A 23,896-nucleotide genomic window follows, 5' to 3' on the forward strand; every position below is an offset into this window, starting at 1 on the left:
CGTTCGTCGGTCGTGTTCGTGAGCGCCGCGAGTCATGCATTAACAAAACACAGACGCTTCCGCGACACTCTATTTACAACGAATAATAGTTAACATCTCGCACGGCGTATACGCTGGTGTATCCGCCGCCGACGGGAAGTGAGAGGGTTGCCGTCTGTGGACGGGTGCGACAGAAGGAAACACAGAGATGGCATCAGCAAGCACACCGACACCGACGCCGACCGGGAACGAGCGACTCGCTCGACGCTTCCCGGAGGAAGTCGCGAGCGAGGGGAACATCGGCCTCGTCGACGAGATTTGCGCCGCGGACGTCCGCGACCACAGTCCGCTCGGCGAGGTCCGCGGACGCGACGAACTCAAAGCCCAGATTTCGGGGCTCAAAGCGTCGTTCAGCGACTTCTCGGCGACGGTCGAAGACACGGTTTCGGCGGGCGACACGGTCGCGATGCGCGTCACGCTCCGCGGGACCCACGACGGCGCGTTCATGGGCATCGAACCGACCGGGAAGTCCATCGAGGTGGGAAACATGGTGTTCACCCGCATCGAAGACGGCGTGATCGCCGAGCGGTGGGTCCAGCCGGACATGCTCGGCATGCTCACGCAACTCGGCGCTGTCGAACTCCCCGAGGCGTGACCGACGCCGAAGCCGATACCGTTTGCGCGACGAACGCGCGGCTCGACGGATGAGAAGGAAGAGCGCGGACGACCGGGCACCCGCCCGCACTCCACGGACACTGGGGAAAAACCTCCCCGGTATACGCAACCCAAGTGCAGGTATCTACCTGCAGTAGACGCGTACTACCTCCACCGTTAAAACATTTTTCAAATGTCATATGATGCGTGTGCACTGAACGCACACCTCGGCGACCGGTCGGTCAGCCGTCGAACGTCGACAGTCGGCGGCGCTCCCGCGCGAGGGTTCGCGCCCAGTAGTCGAACAGGACGCTGTCGACGTCGTACACGTCGGCGATGCGGCGGACCCACTCGTCGTCCGAAAACAGCAGTCGCTGGAAGGTCCGCACGTCGGGGTCGAGTTCCGCCCGTCGGCCGGCGTAGTAGGCGACGGTCTGCTCTCTGGTCCGCTCGATCAACATCGGGGGGACGAAGATGCCCGACTCGCGGGCGACGTAGGCGAACCACTCCAGGTGGAGGACGGCGTCGGCGAGGACGAACCGCTCGGCGAAGCCGTCGACGTACGCCGTCGCGGGCCGGCCGTCGACGTACACGTCTTCCGGGCGAGAAAACCGCGGCACCGACAGGTGCGGGAGGTCGTCGGCGTACTGTTCGGCGACCCGGCGGAGCCGGTACTCGGCGTAGGCACACGGGGCCGCGAGGCCGAGTTCGTACCACAACGGCATCCACTGACAGAACGGGTCGCAAAACACCGCGTCGGCCAGCAGGTCGGCGGCGACGGAGCGGGCGAGGTCCGGCGGCAGGTCGGTCCGCCCCGCCCGCATGGCGTCCGTCGCGCGGACCACCCGCGACTCGAAGTCGCCGACGCGGAGCCCCATCCCCGCGGCCACGTCGTGGACGTACTCGGCACCGATTCGGTACCAGTCCGCGAAGTCGGCCGGGCGGCGGAGTCGGAGGAGGCGCAGGACGGTCACAGGGGCACTACGGAGGACGGCGGTTTGGCTCTGTCCCCGCGGGGCGACCGTCGCTCACTCCCGCCGGTCGAACGAGAGCGCGAGCGGCGTCGCGTTGTTCAGGTTGTCGCTGACCGGACAGCGCGCTTCGACCGCGGAGAGCCACGCGCCGATGGTCTCGGCGTCGGCGTCGACGTCGGCGGTGACCGCGACGCGGATCTCCTCGTAGCCGGCGCGGCCGTCCTCGCGCTTGCCCATGAACTTCCCGGGGTCCAGGTCGCCCTCGATGGCGATTTCGAGGTCCCGAACGTCGAGGTCCATCTCGCGGGCGACGACGTGGGACGTGACGTTCAGACAGCCGGCGAGCGCGCCGAGGACGTACTCGACGGGGTTCGGTCCGGCGTTCTCCCCGCCGAGCGACTGCGGCTCGTCGACGACGAACTCGAAGTCGCGGGCGGAGACGCGGGTCTCGGTCGGCGATTCGGCTGCCGCGGCGACGGCGAAGGTCAGGGTCTGAGTCTGGGATTTCTCGGCGGACATACTTCCGTAGAGACGCCGCAGAGCGATAGCCACAGAAGACGGTTCTCAGCCGTCGAGAAGCGTGTCAGCGACTGTCTGAGCCGGCGTCTATCGCGGCGGCGTCAGCGTCGTCGCCGGGGTTGGCATCGCCGGCGTCGTCGGCCAGCACGTCGTCGAGTCCCCACTCCGACGCCCGCGCGCGAGCCTCCTCGCGGGCCTCGGACCGAATCTCCTCGATGGCGTCGGCGTCGGCGAGGAACGATTCGACCGCGCTCTGGTCGCGGCCCTCCTCGCGACGGGCGTCGGGGGCGGCGTCGAGGGTCTTCGCCGCCAACCGCTCGTCGCCGGCGAGGACGCGGGCCGGCTCGCCCGGCGGGACGCGGAACGCCTCGACCTCGTGGGCGTCCGCGAGGGCGTCGGCGTCGACGGCGTGGACCGCGGCGCGGGTCGGGCCGGTGACGGCGAACCCCTCCAGCCCGTCGCGGCCGCCGACCTCGCGCTCCGTGTCGTAGGCGAGGACGGGGACCCCGTCTTCGAACGTGACGACGCCGCGGGTGGCCTCGCCGAGGAGCAGCGCGTCCTGCGGCTCGAAGACGACGTACCCGGTGAGTTCCTCGTCGAGCACCGTCCGAAGCACCGCCGCGGCGTCGTCGACGACGCGCGACCGGCGGAGTTCGCCCCGTGGAATTCTCATATCCGCTCGGGGACGACGGCGCTTTTGAACCGCTCTGCGACCTCGCGGCCGTCACCGTCGCGCACGTCGAGTCGGGCGGCCGCCTCGCGGAAGGCGTCAGCGGCCGGGCCGTCGGGCGCGTGTGCGAGGAGGGGTTTCCCCTCGCGGCGGGCCGCGCGGACCGCGTCGCTCTCGGGAACCGACGCGAGCGTCTGCCCGCCGAAGTAGCGGCCGGCCTGCTCGGCGATTGTATCCACGTTCTCGTCGGGGCGCACGCGGTTGAACACCACGCCCGCCGTGTCGGTGCCGTAGGAGTGGGCGTACTCCTGGACTTTCAGCCCGTCGGACAGAGACGGCACGGTGGGTTGGAGGACGACGACGATGCGGTCCGCGAGGACGACGGGGAGCACCGCGCTCTTCGAGCCGAGCGCGGCGGGCGAATCGAGGAGGAGCACGTCCGTGCCGGCGGCGAGTTCGGCGACCACGTCGCGGAGACGGCCGGGGTCCGCGGCCTCGAACGCCGCGAGGCTCGTCCCGCAGGGGACGACCGACATGCCGAATCGCTCGTACACCGCGTCGGACACCGCGGCGTCGCGCTCGTCGACGAGTAAGTCGTGGAGCGTCACGTCGGCGTCGTCCAATCCGGCGTGGAAAAGCAGGTTCGCCATGCCCGTGTCCGCGTCGATGACGGTCACGTCGTAGTCCTCGGCGAGCGCCATCCCCAGCGCGAGCGTACTCGTCGTCTTCCCGGTGCCGCCCTTCCCGCTGGCGACGGCGAACGCCTCGACCATGCCCCCACGTGTCCGGCGATTTCGCATAAGTGTTCGGAACGGGATGGACGCGCGCCGACGAATATCGTGTCAATAGGTAACAAACATTAATAGCGAGGACATCATGGTGTGAAACGACCACCGATGTTCAGAATAGTTATCCAATCGTTCGCTTTCGTGGTCGAAGACTCGACGTTCGCGGTGTACGCGACCCTCCTCGCCATCGCGTTCATCGTGTACCTGAATCGGTGACGTCTGTTCGAATCACGGCGTGCAAACGAGTCTCGCGCCCCGCCCGGAACGAAGCTGAGACCGTCGGTCGGTGCGGCTCGCGCCCGTGAGTCGGGTCGGCGGCGTCGACGCGGCGCTCAGGCCGCCTCGGCGAGCGCGTCGAGCAGGCTGTCGTTTTCGTCCGGGCGGCGGACGTTGATTCTGACGTGCGAGTCGAGACCCCGATAGTCGCGGGCGTCGCGGACGGCGAAGCCGCGCCGCCGAGTCTCGCGGAGCACGCGGTCGACGTCGGCGGCGCGGAACAACACGAGCGCGCTGTCGGCGGGGTGGGGGTCGTAGCCGAGTCGGTCCAACTCCGCGAGTATCCGCGGGCGCTCCCGCTCGACCCGGTCGCGCGTCGCTTCGAGGAAGTCGTCCTGTTCGAGACAGAAGGTCGCCACCTCCACCGCGGGGGCCGACAGCACCCGCGTACAGCGCGCCCGCGAGAGCCGGTCGCCGAGGTCGCCGGTCGCGGCCGCGAAGCCCGCTCGGAGCGAGGGGACGCCGAAGACGTTCGTCACCGAGTGGAGCGCGATAACGCCGTCGAGGCCGGCCGTGCTCGGGAGGCGCGTGAATCCGAGGTACGACTCGTCGACGACGACGGGCGTGTCGGCCCGGCGACAGTCGTCGATGAACGCCCGAAGCTCGCCTCTCGGGTACGCCGTCCCGACGGGGTTCGCGGGGTAGCTGAGAACCACCGCCGCGTGCGCGGCGGGGTCGACGCGCTCCAAGAGTCTGTCGTGCGGTACGTGGACCGGTTCGCCCCCTTGGAGCCGGATTTCGCGGGCGTACTCGCCACAGCAGGGAGCCGGAAGCGCCACGCTGTCACCCGGCGAGACGGTCACGCCCACCGCGAGCCGCATCGCCTCGACGACGCCCGCGGCGGGGACGACCTCGTCGGGGTTACAGCCGACGAACTCCGCGGCGGCGACGCGGAACCGCGAGAAGTCGTCCAGCGAGTCCCGCCGCGCCGTGGAGAGCGCCGACTCGTAGACGCCGGCGAGACCGGACGGTCGCTCCGGGTTCGAGCCGGTGCTGAAATCGACGAGCGAGTGGTCGGCGGTCCCGCCGTGGGTCACGTGGCCGACGTCGGAAACGGAACCGGGGTCCATACCAACGTGCTAGCTACCGACCATAATCAAGGCTTCTGCGGGAACCACTTAGCTACCAGCGTCGATTTCTCGGCCGAGAAGGCGTTTGGCCGGCAGTTCTCAGATCGGAGAGACGGTCGCGCGCTCGTCGGCGACGACGCCGTAACTCGCCTCGCCGACGCCCCGCGGAATCGAGTCGGCGTCGTACCGCGAATCGAGGCTCGCGCGCACCGCGTCGCGGACGCAGACCCGCGCCGCGTTGCCGACCTCGGTCGCGCTCCCCGAGAACGTCACCGGGTCGCCGGCGGGGTCGCACGCGGCGACCACCGCGTCGGTCGTCGTCCCCGGCGCGCCGCAGCGCGCGAGGAGCGTCGCCGCCTTCGCCTCGGCGGCCACGGCGACGAGGTTGGCGAGCGCGCCCGGCTCCAGCGACCGCGTCGTCCCGACGAGGACGTTGACCGTTCCGACCGGGTCGTCCCGCTCCTCTCGGTCGTCGCCGGCCGCCGCGTCCGAGGCGGGCGACGCGTCGTCCCAGTCGCTCGGCTCGCCGTCTATCGGCAGTTCCGCCGGGTTCGACACGCCCGCGGTGGCGACGACTTCGACCGGGCCGAACCGGGCGCGCCGGGCGTGTTCCTGCCCCACGCCAGTCAGGAGCGTCGGTCCGCGCTCGTCGAAGCCGGCCGCCGAGAGCCGCCGTTCGATATACGCGTCGAGGTCGGTCTCGGGCCAGCCCTCGGGGACGGTGACGTTGAACGCGGCGTCGGCCCGCGACTCGCCGCCGGCGTAGCCAGTCGAGAGCCAGCGCGTCTCCGGGCGAACCAGCCGGCAGACGCCGTCGCGGCGCGTCGCCTCAAACATCGTCGGCGACAGCGGCGAGCGCCCGGAGCAGTTCGTCGTTCTCGTCCGGGCGTTTCACCGCGACGCGGACGTGCGAGTCGAGCGTCGGAAACGTCGTCGCGTCCCGGACGGCGACGCCGCGGTCGCGGGCGGTCTCGACCACCGCGTCGACGTCGCGGTCGCCGACGTCCACGAGGAGAAACGGCGCGTCCGACGGGGAGACGTCGAAGGCCTCAGACAGCGTCTCGCGGAGTCGCTCGCGTTCGTCTGTGACGCGCGCTCGGGTGCGCGAGACGAACGCCTCGTCCCGCATGCAGTGCGCGCCGACGGCGGCCGCGGGCGTCGAGAGCGAGTCGGTCGCCGAGGTCGCCGACGGCGACGGCGAACCCGGCGCGGATGCCCGGCAGGCCGAACATCTTCGTCAGCGACCGGGCGACGACGACGCCGGATGTGCCCGCGAGACTCGGCTCGTCGGTGAAGTCGAGGAACGCCTCGTCGACGACGAGAACTGTGTCGGCCTCGCGACAGCGCGCCGCGAACGCCCGGAGGTCGGACGCGGACGCGAGTTCACCCGTCGGGTTGTTGGGCGTGCAGACGACCGCGACCGCGTGGCCCGCGGGGTCGGCGTCGAGGAGTTCGTCGTGGGCGACCGCCACCGGCTCCGCCCCCTGCAGGCGAATCTCGCGGTCGTACTCGCCGAAGCTCGGTTCGGGGACGAGCGCGGTGTCGCCCGGCGAGAGCGTCACCTCGAACGCGAGCCGCAGGGCTTCGAGGCCGCCCGCGGTCGGCACGACCGCTTCGGGGACACAGCCGACGTAGTCGCCGGCGGCCGCCCGGAAGTCGGCGTAGTCGTCGTCGGGGTAGCGGGTCGCGGCGTCGAACGCCTCCCGATACACGGCCTCGACGTCGTCGGGTCGCTCGGGGTTGGTGTTCGCGCTGAAGTCGAGGACGGTCGGGTCGGTGGTCCCGCCGTGGGGGACGCGGCTCCCCGCGCGGACGGATTCAGGGTCCATCGTCGATGTCGGCGTCGGCGCCGCCGGCGTCGGCCGCCGCGGTTCCGGTTCCGGTCCCGGTCTCGACTGCCTCGGGGTCCAGCGTCGAGAGCACGTCGAGCGTGGCCGCCTCCACGTCGTCGAGGACGCCCATCCGGTCGGCGAGCATGAGCGCGCCGCCCATGCCCGCGCCCTCCTTGGCCTCGCCCGCGGCGTAGCGGTCCAGCGGGTGCGTCTCGAAGCCGGGGTCGGTGACGGTCAGTTCGAGGTCGAACGCCTCGGCGGCGTCGGCCAGTTCGGGCACGTCCTCGGCGAGGTACGACGTGGTGGCGAGCGTCAGGTCGCCGCTCGCGCCGGCGTGGCGGGCGAGCGCGGCGGCCGCGAGCAGTTGGGTCCCGCCGCCGAGCGTCACGTCGACGCCGTTTTCGAGCGCGCCGACGGTGAGGCCGGCGACGACCGGGAGCACCGGGTCGCCGAGATAGCGGGCGGCGCGCCGGGGTTTGTGGGCCGCGAAGCCGGGTTCGACGTCGCTGGCCTCGAACGCCTCGGCGACGACATCCTCTTTCAGGCTCGTCGGGTTGTCCGGGAGCGACGACGAGACGGGGAACTCCTCGCCGAGCGCGCGGAACACGGCGAGCGCGGTGGTCGTCCCGCCGGGGACGGTCTCGCCGATGACGAGTTCGTCTTCGGGGAGCGCGAGGCCCATCCGGCGGGCCGCCTCGAACGCGCCGGGCGCGGTCGGGACCGGCTCGCTCTCGCGGATGTCGCGGCCGGGTCGCGCGCCCACGTCGATGGTCGGCGCGGCGCTCGGCTTGGCGAGGCCGGCGTCCACGGTGAGCACGTCGAACCCGGTGAGCTGTTTGACGGCGCGGGTGACGGCCGCGGGCGTCGGACAGCCCGTCGGACTGACCGGCGTCACCGGCGAGCGGACGGGCTCGCCGTACTCGATGATTTCGGCGTCGGCGCTCGGCGTGTGGCCGACGAGCGACGGGTCCGCGCCCGCGGCGCTGATGCCGGGAATCTTCGCCGTCTCGGTCGTGCCGGCGACGAGGACTACTCGCATCGGTCCTCCGCGAGCGCGATGTCTGTCGGGCGGTTCACGTTGAGTGCCAGTCTGGAATCTGCGGAGAGGTACATGGTCGAATCGGTGTCTGTGTCTGCGTCGGTGTCAGTGCCGGCGTTCGTCTCGGCGTCGATATCGGCGTCTGCGCCCGCGGGACCGACGACGCCCAGCCCAGTCGGGCAGACGGCGGTCCCCTCGTGGTCGAACACGAGCGCGTCGTCTATGCTGGCTCCGAGGTCGCGCTTCAGTTCGACGGGGACGCACGCGGTGGCGGCCCCGCCGTCCGCGGCCGCGACGACCGCGTCGACGTGTTCGGGAGCGACGAGCGGCAGGTCGGAAACGACGGTGACGACCGGCCGGGAGACGCGGTCCAGCGCGAAGTCGAGGTCGGAGACGTAGCCGTCGCCGGGGGCCTCGATGGGGTCGAGACCGAGGTCGGCGGCTCGCTCGCGGGTGTTCGGCGTGTGCGGCGAGGTGACCGCGCGGACGGTCCCGACGCTCGAATCGCGGAGCGCCGCGGCGACTCGGTCGAGCATGGGCCGCCCGCAGATGTCCACGAGCGGCTTTTCGACCGGCGCGTCGAGGCGGGTGCCGCGGCCGCCGCACATCACGAGAGCGTCCACGTCACCACCCCCGCGTGGACGGCCGCGGCGCGGGCCAGTTCGTTCGTCGCGCCGAGCAGGTCGCCCGAGACGCCGCCGAGTCGGGCGCGCCCCCACGAGCGGACGAGGAGCGCGACGACCGGCCCACAGCAGAGCGCCGCGACGACGGCGGGGCCGCCGGTGACCGGCGCGAGCGCGACGACCGGGAGACAGGCCACGGCGACCGCGAGGAGCCCCGACGGGCTGTTCTCGCCGACGAGCGCCGAGCCGAGTCCCTCGTGGGCGGGCGCGCCGAGACAGACCAGCGTCGCCATGCCGGCTTTCGCGCCGACCTCGGCGGCGAGGGCGATTGCGACGGCGGCCGTGAGGCCGACGCGACCCCCCGCGCCCGCGAGGCCGAACGCGCCGAGCGCGAGGACGACGAGCGTCAGCCCGAACGCGAGCAGGCCGCCGACCCCCGTCTGCGAGTCTTTCAGGACCGACAGCCGGCGGTCGGCGTCGCCGTGGACGACCGCGGCGTCGCCGAGGTCCGCGAGGCCGTCGGCGTGGGTGACGCCCGTCACGAGATACAGCGTCACGAGGTACAGCGCGGCCGCGGTCGGTATCGGCAGGGGGAGCAAAAACGGGAGCGCGGCCAGCGCGCCGACGACGTAGCCGGCGAGCGGGAACGTCGCGGGCGCGCGCCTGAACGCGTCCCAGTTGGACTCGTCGCCGCCGACGGGGAGGCGGGTGAGGAAGCCGAGCGCGCCGCGGAGGGCGGTCAGAACCACGCGACCACCCCCGCGACTGCGAACGCGAGGAGGCCGGCCCGCGAGACGAGTCGGACGCCCCGCGCGGCGGTCGCCGCGTCGGGAGCCTCCGGCCCCCCGTCGAGCAGGTAGTGACCGGGCTTTTCCAGTCGCGTTTGGAGGAGGACCGCGAGCGTCGCCATCGGCCACCCCGAGTTGGGCGACGACGGCCGCCGCGCCAGCTCGCCGACCCGCGTCGGACGGGACCACTCGCGGTCGACGGGCGAGACGAGTCGGCCGAACAGCGCGACCGGGTGGATACGTGCTGGGGGTTCGGCGAAGCCCCTGTCCAGCGCCGCGGCGGCGACGACGGCGGCCGCGGCGGTCACGGGCACGGGTCCTCCCCGGCGCGCAGTCTCGCCGCGACCGATTCGAGCGTCGTCTCCCGCAGGTTCACGAACCGGCCGCCGACCGCCTCGATACCGCCGTCTGCGTCCGGGTCGTCGCCGACGTGGACCAGCTCGGCCGCGTCGACGCCGAGGCCGCGGGCGGCCGCCTCGAACGCCTGCCGGTGGGGTTTTCGCCACCCGCAGGCGACGCTCGTCGTGATGTCGTCGAAGCCGCGCCGGTCGAGGTCCGACCGGATGAGCGTCCGAGCGACGAGTTCGGGGACCGAGCAGTTCGAGAGGAGGCCGACCGCGCCGGCCTCGCGGGCAGCCGCGACCGCGTCGACCGCGCCGGGACGGGTGGTCACCTCGGGGTCGAACGCCGTGATGACTGCTCGTCGGGCGGCGTTGTCCGGCGAGTCGACGCCCCGAGAGCGGAGCGCCGCGGCGACGTGGGCCGGAAGCGGGACTTCCGCGCCCTCGGGCGCGTCGATGTGGACCTCGCGGTAGGCGTCGTCCCAGTCGTCGGGGACGGCGACGCCGTACTCGCGGAGCGCGTCTGCGACCGCCGCACCGGGGTCTGACGGGTACTCGGCGTCGACGAGCGTACCGAAGAGGTCGAACGTGACTGCCACTAGAATTTCATTGGCGAAACTGTACTTGAATATAGCGAAGCGGGGGGTTCGGCCGTCCCGGTCTCGCCGGGTTTCTCGCTGGCCGTCAGCGACGGACCTCGGGGCCATCTCCCCAGACGTATCGCCCCCACCGTTCGAGGACGTACCACACCCCCGCGACGAGTACAATCCCGTTTCCGAGCACGTACCCCGCGTTGTGGAGGTCGGTTCTCACACCCTCGAATCGGACTGATAGCGGTGGCTGGGTCACGCGGTAGTACCGCCCGTCGTACGCGATGAGAACCGCAGTAAGGCGTTCGTGTGTCCGAAGTTCCCCCGTTCGAACGAGTTCGCGTCGTCGCGGGGTGGTGGCGGAGACCGCGAGCTCGTCGTAGAACGCGTGCAACGCGACTCGCTCGGCGGTGACTCGCACCGTCCCATCGTCCTCGCGTTCGTGGAGGCGGTAGACCTCATCGACGTCCGAGGTGATGCCGCTAGTCCCGACGACGGCGTACCGGCGGTCGACGAGCGAGTCGGGGAACTCTGCCTTCGTTCGAGACCCGTTTGCGGCATCGCGGAGTGCCGTCCGTTCCGGTCGGTCACCGGGACCGTCGCTGGCGACGAACACCGCCGACGGCCCCGCCGGGTCGACCGTGGTGTCGTCCACGACGGCCTCGGCAGCGTCCTCAGGAGCGGGAGACAGTTCTCTCGCCTCGTAGGTGTACGTCCTGTCGGGGGTCGTCGCGTCGAGCGCAACCGACCCGCCGACGAGCGCGACCCCAACGGCGACTGCCAAAAGAAGCGTCTTGCGGGAGGGCACTACCGGAACCGAACGTGTCGGGTGGTAAGTGTCTTCTGTGGGAGGGTAGCAACTATCCGTCCGTCCACGGAACCGCGGAGTCACACCCCGAGCCCGCGACTGGGCTAGCTTACCACCGATGGTGAACGTGCTCTCGCGCGTACGCGTCGTAGACCTCTTCGACGCGCTGGAACTGGTCGGCCGACAGCGGCGGGAGCGACGCCGCGGCGACGTTGTCGCGGATGTGTTCGGGCGACTTCGACCCGGGGATGACGGTGCTCACGGCGTCGAACGAGAGAATCCAGCGGAGCGTGAACTGCGCGAGAGACACCCCCTCGGGGACGACCTCCTGTATCGCGTCCGCGGCGGCGAGGCCGTCTTCGAACGGGATTCCGGCGAAGGTCTCGCCCACGTCGAACGCCTCGCCGTGTCGGTTGAAGTTCCGGTGGTCGTCCTCGCCGAACTCGGCGTCCTCGGAGAGGGCACCGGTGAGCAGCCCCGACGCGAGCGGGACGCGAACGATGACGCCGACGTTCCGGCGCTCGGCCTCCCGGAAGAACAGCTCCGCGGGTCGCTGTCGAAGCGGGTTGAAGATAATCTGGACCGTCTCCACGCCGTCGTACTCGATGGCCTTGAGCCCGTCTTCGACCTTCTCCACGCTCACGCCGTAGTGGTCTATCTTCCCGGCGTCGCGGAGCTCCGAGAGCGCGTCGAACACCTCGGGTCGGTAGTACACGTCCCGCGGCGGGCAGTGAAGCTGTACGAGGTCGAGCGAGTCGACGCCGAGGTTGTCCCGGCTTCGGTCCACGAACCGTTCGAGGTTCTCGCGGTTGTAGCCGTCGGCCTCGTGCGGGTCGAGCCGACGCCCCGCCTTGGTGGCGACGGTGACGTCGTCGTCGCGGTCGGCGAGCACGTCTCCGATTCGGCGCTCGCTGTCGCCGTCGCCGTACACGTCCGCGGTGTCGAGGAAGTTGATGCCCGCGTCGAGGGCGGCCTCGATGGCGTCGTACGCCTCCTCGTCGGTCACCGAACCCCAGCTTCCGCCGAGTTGCCACGTACCCAGCGCGATTTCAGAGACGTCGAATCCGGTCGTGCCGAGCGGTCGAAGATTCATGCTGTCGGGTTGCGGGTAGACGGCAGTAAATCACGGGGTCGCGGCGAGATATACTCCGATTGTTCGTGAGGGATTTGGCGGCGGAGAATCGAAAACGAGTGTGGCCGTGTCCCCTCTCGACGATGGCCCGCGCTCCCCGATTTGAACTCACTCGCAACGCTTCGCGTTGCTCGCTGCTCAAATCGGGTCGAGACGTCCTTCACGTACAACACCGCTCGCTCCGCTCGCGGGTGTTGAAATTCAATCCGCTCTCCCCGATTTGAACGGGGGACAAGCCGATCTACAGTCGGCTGCTCTGCCAGGCTGAGCTAAGAGCGGTCACCGACTGCTATCCGGTCGACGCGTTTAACCATTATCATTCTCGCCGCCGCGTGCGTGTGCTGTGTGTCAGACACGTGCGAACATTGATATGCCGCCGAGATAATCCCCGAGTAATGAGTAAAATCACGTTCCGCGCCGACGACGCCCTCGTCGAGCGTCTGGACCGCCTCGACACCTCGAAAAGCGAGGTGATGCGCGAGGCGCTCCGTCAGTACCTCGACGAGTTGGAACGTGACGACGCCGCGGGCGACGCGTCCGACACCGCCGCCGGGGACGACGGGCTGGACGGTGCGCTCTCGGCGCGGGTCGAGGAACTCGTCGACGACCGACTGGACGAACGCCTCCCGTCGCTCGTCGAGGAAGCCGCGGCGGCCCGCGAGGCCGAACGTCCGACGCCCTCGGAGTTGAACGTCAACATCAACGTCGATGGTTCGAGCGACGAATCCCGCGTAAACGCGGGCGTCGACGGCGAATCGACCCCGGATACGGTTCGTAAGACACGGAACGAACTGGAGTCTGCAGACGCGGACGGCTCCGAGATGAGCTGTAGCCAATGTGGCGAATCCGTGGGTCCAGACCACGTGTACTGCCCGAACTGCGGCGAGAAGACGTCCCACCGCGTGTTCTGTGAATGCGGGGACGAGCTCCGCTCCGACTGGGCGTTCTGCCCCGACTGCGGCCGTCGGACACCCGCGGCCGACGTTCTGGAACAAGCATAACCGGCGATTAAAGCCCCCTATACGGGATATTCAGCTCCTGTCTTACAATCGCCGTTACATTTATATTCTATCCCTCTGTGGTGATTATCGCGTAAGACGGTTGTCTTACAGCCACCCGACGACGGCCCGAAACCCGGCGTCGTCCGTCGGTTTCCGGGTGTAAGACACACGCACACGAGTGCGGCGCGCCGTCTTACCGGGGGAATGTAAACATGGAGCGTGTGACACTACGAATTCCGAAGCAGCAGATCGAGGAGGTCGAGCGGATGGTCGAGACGGGAGAGTTCCCGAACCGATCCGAAGCAATCCGTTCCGCCGTTCGCGAGATGCTCAATGAACAGACGACAGACAAGCGACAGCGCGAATCTACCAGCAAGCGCGGCTGGGCAAAGGTGTAACTATGCAGGATATCGTTCGCGAGGCGATGGAACGGGACGAGGCCGAGCGCAAGACGCAGTCGTCGCTCGACGACAGCGACGACCAGTTCGGTGACCCGCGAATCGTCATCGTCGGCGCCGGTGGTGCCGGCAACAACACCATCAACCGCCTGTACAACATCGGTGTCGAGGGGGCCGACACGGTCGCCATCAACACCGACAAGCAGCACCTGAAGATGATCGAAGCGGACACGAAAATCCTCGTCGGGAAGTCCCTGACGCAGGGTCTCGGTGCCGGTGGTGACCCGTCGATGGGTGAACGTGCAACCGAGATGGCACAGGGCACGATCAAGGACGTGCTCGGCGACGCCGACCTCGTGTTCGTCACCGCGGGGATGGGCGGCGGCACCGGGACCGGTGCGGCCCCCGTCGTCGCGAAGATCGCAAAGGAGCAGGGCGCAATCGTCGTGGGCATGGTCTCGACTCCGTTCAACGTCGAGCGCGCCCGGACGGTCAAGGCCGAGGAGGGACTCGAAAACCTCCGGAACGAGGCCGACTCCATCATCGTGCTGGACAACAACCGCCTCCTCGATTACGTCCCGAACCTGCCCATCGGCAAGGCGTTCTCGGTCATGGACCAGATCATCGCCGAGACCGTCAAGGGCATCTCGGAGACCATCACCCAACCGTCGCTCATCAACCTCGACTACGCCGACATGTCGACCATCATGAATCAGGGCGGCGTCGCGGTGATGCTCGTCGGCGAGACCCAAGACAAGAACAAGACCCAAGAGGTGGTCAACGACGCGATGAACCACCCGCTTTTGGACGTGGACTACCGCGGTGCGTCCGGCGGTCTCGTCCACATCACGGGCGGTCCCGACCTCACGCTGAAGGAGGCCGAGGGAATCGCGAGCAACATCACCGAACGACTGGAAGCCGCCGCGAACGTCATCTGGGGCGCTCGCATTCAGGACGAGTACAAGGGGAAAGTCCGCGTCATGGCCATCATGACGGGCGTCCAGTCCGCGCAGGTCCTCGGCCCGACGACGCAGAAGCAGGCCGACAAGTCGCGTCAGAGCATCCAGTCGCGCGAGTCACAACAACAGCACTCGGGTTCGGGTTCGGAGTTCGATAGCTCGGAACGAGCCCAGACGGCGCAGAGCGGCACGTGGTCCGACGGCGGCCGCGACGAAGTCGAGAAGAACAACGGTCTCGACGTCATCCGGTAACGCCCCGTCCGACCCGCGCGGACGCCGCCGCGCCCGTCGGGTTTCGTGGGTTCTTTTTGCTGACGTGGTGTTTTCGACCGTGAGCGCTGCCGCCGACTCGGTCGATGCGACTCCACACCCGGCGCTGTCCGACCCGTAAGACACGCGCCGAAAACGAGGTCCGTCCCGCTCAGACCGCTTCTATCGACTCGATGAGCCGGCACTTCCGACAGACGTCGCCGGCGGTCTTCGACCCGCAGCGCTCGCAGTCGTTGAGGTCGACGCGGCCCTCGCCGCGGTACTCGCGGGCGGTCAGTTCGGCCAACTCCTCGTAGCCCGCCATGATGGAGTGGCGGGTGCCGGGGTGGTTCTCTTCGAGTTTCAACAGCAACTGCTGAATCTCGGCGCGGTAGGCCTCCGAGGAGTGGGGACACTCGGTGATGTGCGCCGGGAGGTCCTTCAGGTGGGCGTAGAGCGCGACCTCCTTTTCGGGCACGTCGCGGAGCGGCTTGGCCCGCGGGATGAACTCGCCGGCGTCGCGGCGCTTCTCGAAGTCGCCGATGCTGGCGTCGAAATGCTTTGCGACCTGCTTGAGGTCGCCCTCGAAGAAGTTCATGAGCGCCGTCTGCGCCTCGTCGTCGAGGTTGTGGCCCGTGAGCAGTTTGTCCGCGCCGAGGTCGTCGGCGAAGCGTTCGAGCAGGTCGCGGCGGAACACGCCGCAGTAGGCGCAGGCGGCCATGTTCTCGGGGTCCTTTTCGACCACGTCGTCCATCTGGACGCCGAACTCGTCCTCGTAGGTGACCAGTTCGTGGTGGATGTCGAGGTCCTCGGCGAGTTCGACGCAGGCGTCGACGGACTTGTCGCGGTAGCCCTCGATGCCCTCGTGGATGGTGAGGGCGACGAGTTCGATGCGCGGGTCGCGCCCGAACGTGTCGTCGAGGATGTGTGTGAGGACGACGCTGTCCTTGCCGCCGGAGAGTCCGATGACCCACGTCTGGGGGTTCTCCGGGCTGGCGTCGCGGGGAAGCATGTTGTCCTCGCGGATGCGGCGGCGCACGCGTTTCTCGACCGAGGCGCAGAGATGGTCGTCGCAGAGATGGGCCCCGGAGTAGGCCGCGTGCATCACCGCGTCGCGGCCGCACTTGTCGCACTCCATTGCCGGTCGGTTGCCCGGCAGGAGGGATACGGGTTTCGCCTCGGGGCGACCGCGGCGTCGCTCGCGCGCTCGGCCGACGACCCGACCGCGCTCGGTCGCAACCGGTTTGGCCCTCCGACCCCCAGGGACAGTCGATGGACAGAGACGCCGCCCTCGACCGCGTTGCCGCCGTCGTCGACGCCGTCGAGTCCGAGACGCTCCCCGTCCCGGTCCGCGAGGTGTGGGTCTACGGCGACGTGGCGCTCGGCCTCGACCCCCTCGACCGACTCGACGTGTACGTGACGAAAGACATCCTCCTCCGCGGCGACCCCGGCGCGGCCGAGTCGTTCGAGCGGTCTCACGGCGTGAAGGGCGTCGGCAAGAGCGTCCGCGCCGAGTGGGCTCGCGAGCATCCCGACCTGCTTCGAGCCAACACAAACGGCTACGCGGCCCCCGAGAAGTGTCTCGCCGCCCACCTGCTCCCCGACGACGACGAACCGGTTCACCTCGAAGTGTGCAACGCCTCCTTCGAGGACAACGTCACCCAGCGGCTGAAGGGCGCGGTCGAACGCGAGGCCTACGAGCAGATTCTCGACCCCCGCGGCGTCTGCCTCTACGCCGACGGCCAGCGGTCGTCGGACGCGATGTCGAAGCTCCGAAACGGCGAGTTCGCCTTCCCGACGCTCTCGGGCGCGCTGGAGATGCTCGGACTGGAGGGAGACGAGGCCGAGACGGCCGTCGAGGCGATGCGAGCCTACCGGGCCGAACAGACCGGCACGTCGGTCCGCGGCGACGTGGTCTGAGGGCGGAGCCGAGTCGAGGCCGGACCGAGTCGGGGGCGACCGGCTACCAGTCGCGGTCGTCGGCGCGGTCGGTCTCGCGGCCGCGCGCCTCGTTGTAGCGCATCCCCTCGTCGCGTGCGCGACGCTCCGCCTCGTCGCGGCTCATCGTCGGCGGGTCCCGCGTCTCGTCTCGAATCGCGGCGTAGAGGGCGACTGCGGCACCGATGCTGAGGAGGACGAAGAGGAGGAACACGAGACCACCGGCGGGCATACGCTCACCAGCGGGCGCGAGAAAGGAAGTGGTTTCGGAGGTACATTTTTCACGGGGGTAGTTCAACGGTTCAACATGAGCCCTCCACCAAGCGCCGACCGAGACGGCTGTCCGAAATGCGGCCACTCCGAGACCGAAATCGACTCCATCGCAACCACGGGAAGCGGCCTCTCGAAGATGTTCGACATCCAGAACCGCCAGTTCACCGTCGTCTCGTGTGCGAACTGCGGCTACTCGGAACTCTACCGCGGCAAGTCGAACGGGAACTTCGTCGACCTGTTCCTCGGCTGAGCGCCCGCGCGCCGCCGGTTACGACTCCGCACCGCCGTCCGCAGACATCCATTTTTCGCCCCACTCGTAGATGTCGTCGAACGCCGGAAGCAGCTCTTCGCCCTTCCGTGTGAGCGAGTAGTACACTGCGATGGGGCTGCCGTCTTCGACCTCCCGCTCGACGTACCCCAACTCCTGGAGGTCGTCCAGCACGCGCGAGAGCGTCTGAGAGTTCGCGCCCGTCGCGCGCTTGAGTTCGTTGAACCGGAGGTCACCCTCGCGTAACACGTGAATAACCGTCATCCGCCACCGCGACCCGATCTCTTCGAGCGTCTTGATGACCGGGCACTGTTCGTACTTCGCTTCGAGGCTCTGGTGCGGTGACATCGGTGTGACCTACTCACACCGAGGTTCGCTTAGGTATATTAAACTCACCCTCGTTGACCAAGTATGACGATGTAACCGCATCGTCGCGGCGAACCGGACGACGAACACGACCCACGACACACAACACACCCATCATGAACGTACTCCTCCTCGGTGCGAGCGGCCGAATCGGTACTCGAATCGCCAACGAACTCCTGAACCGCGGGCACGCGGTTACGGGCGTCTCCCGAAGCGGCGCGGTCGACGGCGTCGACGACCCCAACTTCTCGGCGGTCGCCGGCGACGCGACCGACGCAGACCAAATCGCCCGACTCGCCGCGGGCCACGACGCGGTCGCCTCCGCGCTCGGCCCGAGCGGCGACGAGTCGCCCGAAGCGCTCGTCGAGATGCTCGACGCCGTCCTCGACGGAATGCGCCGCGCCTCGGTCGACCGCCTCGTCTGGACCGGCGGCGCGGGCATCCTGAACGTCGGTCCCGACACGCGACTCATCGACTCGCCGGAGTTCCCCGAGGAGTGGAAACCCGTCGCGAGCGCCGCCATCGAGGCGTACGGCCTGCTCGAAGACGCCGACGACCTGCGGTGGACCTACGTCGCGCCCGCGGCGCTCATCGAACCCGGCGAGCGGACCGGCGAGTTCCGGACCGCCCGCGGCGAACTCGTCGCCGACGAGGACGGCGAGAGCCGCATCTCGATGGAGGACTTCGCAATCGCCTTCGCTGACGAACTGGAGAGCGGCGACGCCGTCCACGAACAGCTCGCGGTCGGCTACTGAACGGACGGTCTCGTTTTTCGGCCGGTGACTCGGCCATCGGTTCGGCCCGACGAGCAGGCCCGGCTACACCCGGCCCGTCGTCACGTCGAACGGGACGACCTCGGCCCGGCGGTACTCGCCGTCTCGAATCTGCTGGACGACCTCGCGGCCCATCTCGCGCCACTCCCGGCGGACTGACTCGTAGGAGTCGTCGTCGAGCCCGCGGCGGAGGTCGGCCTCGTGGCGGTCCAGTCCCTCGCCGGTCGCCTTCTTGGCCGCGCTCCGAACGTCGTGGTCGTCGTACGGCGGTTCGGTCAGCTTGCGGTGGTGGTACCGACGGGTCCCGACGACCGAGAGGCCGGCGTCGGCGAACAGTCCACGAACGCGGTCGCCGAGCGCCACGTCGGTCGCCACGCCGTCGCGGAAGGCGTCTCTGACCCGGCGGTCGAGCGCGGCCTCCGCCTCGACGGTCGAATCGACGCCGACGGCGGCGTTGTCGGGTTCGACCGTCGCCACGAGGTCCGACGAGACGCGGGCGAACTCGCTGAGCGCGGCCGTCGGGTCGGGGAGGTTCACGAGGAGCGCCTGACAGACGACCAAATCGAAACTGTCGGCGGCGAAGGGGAGTCGGGTCGCGTCGCCGGCGACCGCCTCGATGCCGGCGCGGTCGGCGGCGACAGAAAGCAGGTCGGTGTCGGCGTCGACGCCGACGACGCGGGCGTCGGCGGCCTCCGCGAGGACGCGCGTGAACTCGCCGGTCCCGCAGCCCACGTCGAGGATGCGGGTCCGACCGCCGAGGTCGAGGTCGGCGAGGGCCGCTCGGGAGTCGTCCCACATGCCCTCTCGCGTCCGCCGGAGGTACGATTCCGAGAAACGTCGCACACGCGGAGTCGGGCGCGGCGACCCAAAAAACAGTCGAAACAGTCGATGCGGGGGCTCAGCGGCCCCCCGTTCGGCGGCTTACTCCCCGTCGGCGCGGAGTTCGCGGACGCGGTCGATGTTCCACGCGAAGCCCTTGCCGTCCTCGGTGGGCGTCTCCAAGACGAGCGGCACGTCGTTGTCGACGATGGCGTCGTGGTTGATGAACGCGCGCATGCCCTCCTCGCCGATGAGGCCCTCGCCGATGAGCGCGTGTTCGTCCTTGTTCGTCCCGCACTCGTGTTTCGAATCGTTGAGGTGGACGCACTTGAGGTGCTCCAGACCGACCTCGGCGTCGAGTTCCTCGAACGTCTCGTCGACGCCCGCGGCCGTCGAGAGGTCGTAGCCCGCGGCGAACGCGTGGGCGGTGTCGAGACAGACGTCGAGGTCCTGTTCGGACGCTTCGAGGACGTAGCCGAGGTGGGCGAAGTCGTCGCCCATCTTCGTTCCCGACCCCGCGTCGGACTCGATGAGGACGGTGACGCCGTCGGGGATGTCGAGGTCGTCGAGGACGGACACGGCGTTGTCGAGGCCCTGCTGTTCGCCCGCGCCGGTGTGGGCCCCGAGGTGGACGTTCACGTACTCGATGCCGAGTTTGTCGGCCATGTCGACCTCCGTCTGCATCGAGTCAAGCGACTTCTGCCGGAGGCCGTCTTTGGGCGTACAGAGGTTGACGAGATACGACGAGTGGATGACCCACGGGCCGGCCAGTTTGTCGGCGGTCTCCTCGCGGAACAGTTCGGCCTCCTCGTCGGAGATGTCGGGGTCGCGCCACACCTGCGGCGAGGTGGTGAAAATCTGCCCGCAGTTGCCGCCGAAGGCGACCTGCCGGAAGACGGCGTTGGCGACGTTACCGTGCGGTGGCGTCTCCTCGTCGGAGGAGACCTTCGAACTGGACATCGAGACGTGTGCGCCGACTTGCATGGAGAGTCCGACGGGGTACCCGAACAAAGGGACTTCGGAGTCGGCGGCCCGGCCGGCCGCCGCTCACTCGGACCGCGACCCCGGCCGGCGGCGAACCCAGTCGTCGGCGCGGTACTTCCCCTCGACTTTCTCCCGCGCCCGGTCGAGTTCGTCGTCGGTCCACGACCCTTCTTCGGCGTCGACGAACCCCGACAGCGACTCGGTCAGCGCCGCGACGAACGCCTCGCGGGAGGCGTCGGCGAGTTCGTCGATGCCGACGACGCGCTCGCGGAACGCCTCGGGCGTCACGTCGTGGCCGTCGAAGACGCCGAGGTGCGTCTCGGCGTCCACCGAGTAGGTGAGAGAGCCGTGCTGGACGACGGCGTCGCGGCGGCGGTACTGGGCGTTGCCCGCGACCTTCCGGCCCGCGGCGACCATGTCGTGGGCGGGGTGGAGCGCCCGCAGGTAGCAGGCGGGGTGCCAGATGACGGGCACGTCGTCGTCGACGAAGTCCACGTCCACGCCGACCGCGCGAATCGCGTCGAGAATCGGCTCGCACAGCAGGTGATAGCAGTCCATGAGGTCGCCCGGTAACTCCGATTTCGGCGCGGCGATCGAGTAGGCCACGTCGCCGTGACGGTCGTGGTAGATGCCGCCGCCGCCGGTCTGTCGGCGGGTCACGTCGATTCCCTCGCGGTCGCAGTAGTCCCAGTCGACCGTCTCCGGGTCCTGTCCGTACCCGAGCGAGAGGCAACTCGGCTCCCACGAGTAGACCCGGACGGTCCGAGGGCCGCCCGCGGCGGCCGTCTCGCCCGCGACCTCGTCGAGCGCCATCTGCATCGGTCCCGGTCGGACCTCCTCGCGAATCAGCCGCCACTCGCGGTCGGCAATCGATTCCTGCGAGTCGTTCATACGTCGGTTTCGTCCATCCGGGAGAAAGCGATTTCGACGCTCGACCGTCGCGGCGAGTCCGTGCGGCCCGCTGCGGCGGTCACCGGTCAGGTCACCGACCGCCGCCGCGGCAGAGTCGGCCGACGCGAGCGATTCCGTTAAACCGCGTCGCGGTGACGTGGGACCATGAAGTTCACCCGCGTCGCCCTCGCCGCGACCGACCCCATCTCGCTGTGTGAGTTCTACGTCGAGACGCTCGGCTTCGCGGCCGTTCCCGGGTCGCAGCGCTCGGCGACCGCCGGGGAGACGACTCTGTGGTTCGAACTCGGCGACACCGACCCCGGCCACCTCGCGTTCACCGTCTCCGCCGCGGTCGACTCCGTGGTCGCGTGGCTGACCGACCGCGAGGGCGTGACCGTGCTCGACACCGACGAGGGGCCGAGCGTCCGGTTCGACTTCCTCGGCTGTGACTCCGTCTACTTCGAGGACCCCGAGGGCAACGTCGTCGAGTACGTCTGCTACGACGGCGACGCGACCGGCGAGTTCGACCCGGCGACCGACCTCCGCGGCGCGACCGAGGTCGGGATGGCCGTCCCCGACGTGGAGTCGTTCGTGGCGTCTCTGACCGAGGCGCTCGGCATCGAACCGCTGGAATCGTTCGAGGGCGGCGAGCTCGTGTTCGTCGGCGACCGGGACGCCCGCTTCGTCGTCTCGCCGGCCGGCCGCGCGTGGTATCCGACCGACAGCGAGGCGACCGTCGGCCCGGTGTCGGCGCAGTGCGACGCCGACGGCGTCTTCGACCCCGAGGGCCTCCCGTACCGCGTCAACGCCGAGTGACAACTCGTTTCAGAGAAACGTTATTACTCCAACGAGAGTCAACGAACTGTGAACGTCTCTCGTCTCGTCAGCGCAGGGTCGCTCAGTCTCACCGGGCTGGCCCTGTTCGCCATCGTCTCGAACAGCGTCGGCTCGGTCGCATCCGACCTCGCGGGACTCGTCGCTGCGGCCTTCGGACTCGTCATCTCGGTGCTCTTCGTCGCCCTCGGCCCAGTCGTCTACCGAAGCGACCTCAAGACCGTTCACATCGACCGCGTCGCCGGTTGGAACCTCCTCGGCGTCGTCGTCACCGCGTTCGTCCTCGCACTCATCGGGAGCTACCAGCGGGCCGCGGGCGGAACGGTCAGCGAGCCGCTTTTCAGCGCCGCCGTGGTCGTCGGCGTGAGCGCCGTCGCGCACGTCCTCATCGGTCTCAACGACGTGCGCCGGATTCGAGCCCGCGAGCTGTCCGAGCAGTACAAGCGCTCGGCGGTCATCAATCGGCTCGTCCGCCACAACCTCCGACACACCGCGCAGTTGCTCCTCGGCTGGGGCGACCAACTCGCCACTGACGGCGGCGACGACGCGACCGTCCACATCGGCGAGCGACTGAAAGCGACCGGCGACGACCTCGGAACGATGAGCGACCAGGTCAAGACCGTCACCCAACTCGTCGACAGCGACCCCGAGGGCGAGACGGTCGACCCGCGCGCGCTCCTCGAACCGCTGGTCGACGACCGCTCGGCGGCCAACCCGGAGGCGACTATCACCGTCCGCGGCGACGACTCCGCCGCGGTCGTCGGCGGGAAGAAGCTGAAAATCGCGTTCCGCGAAATCGTCGAGAACGCGCTCGAACACGCCGGCCCCGCCCCGACGGTCGAAATCACCTACGAGCGCGTCGGCAGCGAGGTCGTCGTGCGAATCGCGGACGACGGGCCGGGCATCCCCGACCACCAGCGCGAACTCATCGAACAGAACGTCGAAGAGAGCGACCTCGCCCACGGCAACGGGCTGGGCCTCTGGCTCTCGAAGTGGATCGTGGAGGCCTACGGCGGCGAGCTTCGGCTCCCGGCGACCGAGGACGACGAGGGCGCAGTCGTCGAGTTCCACCTCGACGCGGCGTGAGTCCACAGCCGCGGAAGCGAGGGGAGTGACTTATTTTCGGGTTCGCTGACTGAATCGGCCGCTCGGGAGACGTACAACCGACCAGAAGAGCGGTTCTGGAGTCGGGGCCAGTCCGAGTGGTTATACCCTCTGAGCGGAACTATCCCACAATGCGCGAGGTCGTGTTCACCGTCGAGTACGAACGAGGGGTCGACCCGTTGATGGACGCCTTCATCGAGCACCCCGATTTGTACGCGCGGTCGATGCAGGTACAAGCGACCAGCGAGGCAGTATGGGGCGTCGAGAAACTCGTCGGCACACCGTCCGGCCTCGACGAGTACGACGAGCGCCTCGAACGGGTCGCCCAAGATTCGAGTCTGGTTGGGATGTGCGGCGCACCGATCACCGAGTACAGGTGCGAGATTCTCTCGTCGAACCCGGAATCGCGGAAAATCTACTCGCTCCAGCGGGAAGGCGACGACCGACGGTCGATCCCAACCGCCGCCGCGAACCACCTCGGAGAGGGAGTGATACTGCGGTCGGAACGCCACCGCGACCAGTTCCGCTGGAACCTCCTCGTCGACGGCTCGCTCGGAGCCTTACACGACGAGGTTCGAGCGAATCTCCGGGACGGACTTTCGCTGACGGTCGAACGACTCGGCGAACCGCCCTGCCTGCTCGAAGACGGACGAACACAGAACGACCTTACGACAGCGCAAAAGACGGCACTGGAAGCCGCACTCACTCACGGCTACTACGAGGAACCCCGAGAGGCCTCGGTTAGCGAAATCGCCGAGGAAATCGGCGTGCCGAGTTCCACGCTCCAGTATCGACTCAACCGGGCCGAGGCGTGGCTCGCCGAACAGTTCGCCGCCGATTCGATGACGGTCGATATCGACACGTCCCTCGACCTCGGAGACGTTGAATTCATCGAGTAGTCGCCACCACACTCGACCCGAGGGAGTTGGAATATTTCAGAACAAATCGTAACCGGT

General features: G+C 68.9%; 28 protein-coding genes, 1 tRNA gene and 2 pseudogenes. 10 read left to right on the plus strand and 21 right to left on the minus strand.

Translation table 11 applies throughout. From position 1 onward, the window contains the following. Window positions 1-187: 187 nt before the first annotated feature. Window positions 188-634: an ester cyclase gene (locus BN996_RS11900; protein ID WP_007274815.1), complete on the plus strand. Its 447-nt coding sequence runs from the start codon at window positions 188-190 to the stop codon at window positions 632-634. Between the two features lie 241 nt (window positions 635-875). Here BN996_RS11900 and BN996_RS11905 read toward each other — a convergent pair whose 3' ends face one another. The 15 genes and pseudogenes from BN996_RS11905 to BN996_RS11975 form a co-directional block, all read right to left on the minus strand. After that, window positions 876-1,607 (minus strand): DUF8116 family protein, encoded by a 732-nt coding sequence (locus tag BN996_RS11905; RefSeq protein WP_089779266.1) that lies wholly within the window; start codon window positions 1,605-1,607, stop codon window positions 876-878. Window positions 1,608-1,661: 54 nt separating this feature from the next. Continuing rightward, complete coding sequence (locus BN996_RS11910; protein WP_089779268.1) at window positions 1,662-2,126, minus strand: OsmC family protein; 465 nt, start codon at window positions 2,124-2,126, stop codon at window positions 1,662-1,664. 64 nt (window positions 2,127-2,190) lie between these two features. Further along, window positions 2,191-2,799, minus strand: coding sequence for a DUF8054 family protein (locus BN996_RS11915; RefSeq protein ID WP_089779270.1), 609 nt, complete (start codon window positions 2,797-2,799; stop codon window positions 2,191-2,193). Continuing rightward, window positions 2,796-3,569, minus strand: a complete 774-nt coding sequence (locus BN996_RS11920) for a nucleotide-binding protein (RefSeq protein WP_089779272.1) — start codon at window positions 3,567-3,569, stop codon at window positions 2,796-2,798. Before BN996_RS11920 ends, BN996_RS11915 begins: the two co-directional genes overlap by 4 nt. 347 nt (window positions 3,570-3,916) lie before the next feature. Continuing rightward, window positions 3,917-4,930, minus strand: a complete 1,014-nt coding sequence (locus BN996_RS11925) for a pyridoxal phosphate-dependent aminotransferase (protein WP_089779274.1) — start codon at window positions 4,928-4,930, stop codon at window positions 3,917-3,919. Between the two features lie 99 nt (window positions 4,931-5,029). Next, window positions 5,030-5,767, minus strand: a complete 738-nt coding sequence (locus tag BN996_RS11930) for an adenosylcobinamide amidohydrolase (RefSeq protein ID WP_089779276.1) — start codon at window positions 5,765-5,767, stop codon at window positions 5,030-5,032. Further along, window positions 5,760-6,759: pseudogene (locus BN996_RS11935) on the minus strand (threonine-phosphate decarboxylase). The gene BN996_RS11930 and the pseudogene BN996_RS11935 overlap by 8 nt, the downstream one beginning before the upstream one ends. Next, window positions 6,749-7,801, minus strand: coding sequence for a nicotinate-nucleotide--dimethylbenzimidazole phosphoribosyltransferase (locus BN996_RS11940; RefSeq protein WP_089779278.1), 1,053 nt, complete (start codon window positions 7,799-7,801; stop codon window positions 6,749-6,751). The pseudogene BN996_RS11935 and the gene BN996_RS11940 overlap by 11 nt, the downstream one beginning before the upstream one ends. Beyond that, the gene (locus tag BN996_RS11945) at window positions 7,792-8,409 is read right to left on the minus strand and encodes an NTP transferase domain-containing protein (RefSeq protein WP_089779280.1); all 618 of its coding nucleotides are present in this window, start codon (window positions 8,407-8,409) and stop codon (window positions 7,792-7,794) included. Before BN996_RS11945 ends, BN996_RS11940 begins: the two co-directional genes overlap by 10 nt. Continuing rightward, entirely contained in the window at window positions 8,409-9,173 is a 765-nt protein-coding gene (gene cobS, locus BN996_RS11950) for an adenosylcobinamide-GDP ribazoletransferase (RefSeq protein ID WP_089779282.1), read from the minus strand. The genes BN996_RS11945 and cobS overlap by 1 nt, the downstream gene beginning before the upstream one ends. Beyond that, the gene (locus tag BN996_RS11955; RefSeq protein ID WP_089779284.1) at window positions 9,164-9,526 is read right to left on the minus strand and encodes a CobD/CbiB family protein; all 363 of its coding nucleotides are present in this window, start codon (window positions 9,524-9,526) and stop codon (window positions 9,164-9,166) included. The genes cobS and BN996_RS11955 overlap by 10 nt, the downstream gene beginning before the upstream one ends. After that, window positions 9,517-10,152: an HAD family hydrolase gene (locus BN996_RS11960; RefSeq protein ID WP_089779286.1), complete on the minus strand. Its 636-nt coding sequence runs from the start codon at window positions 10,150-10,152 to the stop codon at window positions 9,517-9,519. Before BN996_RS11960 ends, BN996_RS11955 begins: the two co-directional genes overlap by 10 nt. 85 nt (window positions 10,153-10,237) lie before the next feature. Then, window positions 10,238-10,951 (minus strand): hypothetical protein, encoded by a 714-nt coding sequence (locus tag BN996_RS11965; protein WP_089779289.1) that lies wholly within the window; start codon window positions 10,949-10,951, stop codon window positions 10,238-10,240. Window positions 10,952-11,060: 109 nt separating this feature from the next. After that, window positions 11,061-12,044 carry an aldo/keto reductase gene (locus BN996_RS11970; RefSeq protein WP_089779291.1) on the minus strand — a complete coding sequence of 328 codons (984 nt, stop codon included), beginning with the start codon at window positions 12,042-12,044 and terminating at the stop codon, window positions 11,061-11,063. Between the two features lie 244 nt (window positions 12,045-12,288). Beyond that, window positions 12,289-12,362, minus strand: a tRNA-Tyr gene (locus BN996_RS11975). 116 nt (window positions 12,363-12,478) lie between these two features. Between BN996_RS11975 and BN996_RS11980 the strand changes: the two genes are divergently transcribed. From BN996_RS11980 to ftsZ, 3 genes are all read left to right on the plus strand, one after another. Then, window positions 12,479-13,084: a double zinc ribbon domain-containing protein gene (locus tag BN996_RS11980; RefSeq protein WP_089779293.1), complete on the plus strand. Its 606-nt coding sequence runs from the start codon at window positions 12,479-12,481 to the stop codon at window positions 13,082-13,084. 212 nt (window positions 13,085-13,296) lie between these two features. Beyond that, complete coding sequence (locus BN996_RS11985; RefSeq protein ID WP_004970382.1) at window positions 13,297-13,482, plus strand: ribbon-helix-helix domain-containing protein; 186 nt, start codon at window positions 13,297-13,299, stop codon at window positions 13,480-13,482. Window positions 13,483-13,484: 2 nt separating this feature from the next. After that, complete coding sequence (gene ftsZ / locus BN996_RS11990) at window positions 13,485-14,693, plus strand: cell division protein FtsZ (protein ID WP_007274830.1); 1,209 nt, start codon at window positions 13,485-13,487, stop codon at window positions 14,691-14,693. 169 nt (window positions 14,694-14,862) lie between these two features. Here the strand turns inward: ftsZ and ncsA are convergent, their stop codons facing one another. Further along, the gene (gene ncsA / locus BN996_RS11995; RefSeq protein WP_004970384.1) at window positions 14,863-15,828 is read right to left on the minus strand and encodes a tRNA 2-thiolation protein NcsA; all 966 of its coding nucleotides are present in this window, start codon (window positions 15,826-15,828) and stop codon (window positions 14,863-14,865) included. 134 nt (window positions 15,829-15,962) lie between these two features. Between ncsA and BN996_RS12000 the strand changes: the two genes are divergently transcribed. Then, the gene (locus BN996_RS12000; RefSeq protein WP_089779295.1) at window positions 15,963-16,610 is read left to right on the plus strand and encodes a DUF7095 family protein; all 648 of its coding nucleotides are present in this window, start codon (window positions 15,963-15,965) and stop codon (window positions 16,608-16,610) included. A gap of 64 nt (window positions 16,611-16,674) precedes the next feature. Here the strand turns inward: BN996_RS12000 and BN996_RS12005 are convergent. Continuing rightward, window positions 16,675-16,860 (minus strand): annotated as a pseudogene (locus BN996_RS12005) (hypothetical protein); the annotation flags it as partial. A gap of 75 nt (window positions 16,861-16,935) precedes the next feature. On the opposite strand from BN996_RS12005, the gene BN996_RS12010 reads away from it, so the two are divergent. Then, on the plus strand, window positions 16,936-17,151 hold the full coding sequence (locus BN996_RS12010) for a zinc ribbon domain-containing protein (protein ID WP_007274834.1): 216 nt from the start codon (window positions 16,936-16,938) through the stop codon (window positions 17,149-17,151). Window positions 17,152-17,169: 18 nt separating this feature from the next. Here BN996_RS12010 and BN996_RS12015 read toward each other — a convergent pair whose 3' ends face one another. Beyond that, the gene (locus BN996_RS12015; protein WP_089779297.1) at window positions 17,170-17,517 is read right to left on the minus strand and encodes a winged helix-turn-helix transcriptional regulator; all 348 of its coding nucleotides are present in this window, start codon (window positions 17,515-17,517) and stop codon (window positions 17,170-17,172) included. Between the two features lie 134 nt (window positions 17,518-17,651). Here BN996_RS12015 and BN996_RS12020 point away from each other — a divergent pair, with 134 nt between their 5' ends. Beyond that, on the plus strand, window positions 17,652-18,290 hold the full coding sequence (locus tag BN996_RS12020) for an NAD(P)-dependent oxidoreductase (protein ID WP_089779299.1): 639 nt from the start codon (window positions 17,652-17,654) through the stop codon (window positions 18,288-18,290). 63 nt (window positions 18,291-18,353) lie between these two features. Here the strand turns inward: BN996_RS12020 and BN996_RS12025 are convergent, their stop codons facing one another. From BN996_RS12025 to BN996_RS12035, 3 genes are all read right to left on the minus strand, one after another. Continuing rightward, on the minus strand, window positions 18,354-19,106 hold the full coding sequence (locus BN996_RS12025) for a class I SAM-dependent methyltransferase (RefSeq protein ID WP_089779936.1): 753 nt from the start codon (window positions 19,104-19,106) through the stop codon (window positions 18,354-18,356). A gap of 123 nt (window positions 19,107-19,229) precedes the next feature. Next, a complete protein-coding gene (locus BN996_RS12030; protein ID WP_089779301.1) occupies window positions 19,230-20,111 on the minus strand; it encodes a deoxyribonuclease IV in 882 nt (293 codons plus the stop codon). 63 nt (window positions 20,112-20,174) lie between these two features. Continuing rightward, window positions 20,175-21,002, minus strand: coding sequence for a lipoate--protein ligase family protein (locus BN996_RS12035; protein ID WP_089779303.1), 828 nt, complete (start codon window positions 21,000-21,002; stop codon window positions 20,175-20,177). A 165-nt stretch (window positions 21,003-21,167) separates the two neighbouring features. On the opposite strand from BN996_RS12035, the gene BN996_RS12040 reads away from it, so the two are divergent. The 3 genes from BN996_RS12040 to BN996_RS12050 all read left to right on the plus strand — a co-directional run bounded on the left by BN996_RS12040 (window position 21,168) and on the right by BN996_RS12050 (window position 23,839). Continuing rightward, the gene (locus BN996_RS12040; protein ID WP_089779305.1) at window positions 21,168-21,818 is read left to right on the plus strand and encodes a VOC family protein; all 651 of its coding nucleotides are present in this window, start codon (window positions 21,168-21,170) and stop codon (window positions 21,816-21,818) included. A gap of 48 nt (window positions 21,819-21,866) precedes the next feature. Further along, on the plus strand, window positions 21,867-22,922 hold the full coding sequence (locus tag BN996_RS12045) for a sensor histidine kinase (protein ID WP_089779307.1): 1,056 nt from the start codon (window positions 21,867-21,869) through the stop codon (window positions 22,920-22,922). A 149-nt stretch (window positions 22,923-23,071) separates the two neighbouring features. Then, window positions 23,072-23,839: a helix-turn-helix domain-containing protein gene (locus BN996_RS12050; RefSeq protein WP_089779309.1), complete on the plus strand. Its 768-nt coding sequence runs from the start codon at window positions 23,072-23,074 to the stop codon at window positions 23,837-23,839. Window positions 23,840-23,896 lie beyond the last annotated feature (57 nt).

The sequence above is a fragment of the Haloferax massiliensis genome (assembly GCF_001368915.1).
Lineage (GTDB): Archaea > Halobacteriota > Halobacteria > Halobacteriales > Haloferacaceae > Haloferax > Haloferax massiliensis.

Coding starts and splice junctions, on each gene's coding strand:
- BN996_RS12015 (WP_089779297.1), bottom strand. CDS start 17,517: ATGTCACCGCACCAGAGCCTCGAAGCGAAGTACGAACAGTGCCCGGTC.
- BN996_RS11900 (WP_007274815.1), top strand. CDS start 188: ATGGCATCAGCAAGCACACCGACACCGACGCCGACCGGGAACGAGCGA.
- BN996_RS12050 (WP_089779309.1), top strand. CDS start 23,072: ATGCGCGAGGTCGTGTTCACCGTCGAGTACGAACGAGGGGTCGACCCG.
- ncsA (WP_004970384.1), bottom strand. CDS start 15,828: ATGGAGTGCGACAAGTGCGGCCGCGACGCGGTGATGCACGCGGCCTAC.
- BN996_RS12010 (WP_007274834.1), top strand. CDS start 16,936: ATGAGCCCTCCACCAAGCGCCGACCGAGACGGCTGTCCGAAATGCGGC.
- BN996_RS11980 (WP_089779293.1), top strand. CDS start 12,479: ATGAGTAAAATCACGTTCCGCGCCGACGACGCCCTCGTCGAGCGTCTG.
- BN996_RS11920 (WP_089779272.1), bottom strand. CDS start 3,569: ATGGTCGAGGCGTTCGCCGTCGCCAGCGGGAAGGGCGGCACCGGGAAG.
- BN996_RS12020 (WP_089779299.1), top strand. CDS start 17,652: ATGAACGTACTCCTCCTCGGTGCGAGCGGCCGAATCGGTACTCGAATC.
- BN996_RS12000 (WP_089779295.1), top strand. CDS start 15,963: ATGGACAGAGACGCCGCCCTCGACCGCGTTGCCGCCGTCGTCGACGCC.
- BN996_RS12030 (WP_089779301.1), bottom strand. CDS start 20,111: ATGCAAGTCGGCGCACACGTCTCGATGTCCAGTTCGAAGGTCTCCTCC.
- BN996_RS11925 (WP_089779274.1), bottom strand. CDS start 4,930: ATGGACCCCGGTTCCGTTTCCGACGTCGGCCACGTGACCCACGGCGGG.
- ftsZ (WP_007274830.1), top strand. CDS start 13,485: ATGCAGGATATCGTTCGCGAGGCGATGGAACGGGACGAGGCCGAGCGC.
- BN996_RS11985 (WP_004970382.1), top strand. CDS start 13,297: ATGGAGCGTGTGACACTACGAATTCCGAAGCAGCAGATCGAGGAGGTC.
- BN996_RS12040 (WP_089779305.1), top strand. CDS start 21,168: ATGAAGTTCACCCGCGTCGCCCTCGCCGCGACCGACCCCATCTCGCTG.
- BN996_RS11930 (WP_089779276.1), bottom strand. CDS start 5,767: ATGTTTGAGGCGACGCGCCGCGACGGCGTCTGCCGGCTGGTTCGCCCG.
- BN996_RS11940 (WP_089779278.1), bottom strand. CDS start 7,801: ATGCGAGTAGTCCTCGTCGCCGGCACGACCGAGACGGCGAAGATTCCC.
- BN996_RS12025 (WP_089779936.1), bottom strand. CDS start 19,106: ATGTGGGACGACTCCCGAGCGGCCCTCGCCGACCTCGACCTCGGCGGT.
- BN996_RS11915 (WP_089779270.1), bottom strand. CDS start 2,799: ATGAGAATTCCACGGGGCGAACTCCGCCGGTCGCGCGTCGTCGACGAC.
- BN996_RS11970 (WP_089779291.1), bottom strand. CDS start 12,044: ATGAATCTTCGACCGCTCGGCACGACCGGATTCGACGTCTCTGAAATC.
- BN996_RS12035 (WP_089779303.1), bottom strand. CDS start 21,002: ATGAACGACTCGCAGGAATCGATTGCCGACCGCGAGTGGCGGCTGATT.
- BN996_RS11910 (WP_089779268.1), bottom strand. CDS start 2,126: ATGTCCGCCGAGAAATCCCAGACTCAGACCCTGACCTTCGCCGTCGCC.
- BN996_RS11945 (WP_089779280.1), bottom strand. CDS start 8,409: ATGTGCGGCGGCCGCGGCACCCGCCTCGACGCGCCGGTCGAAAAGCCG.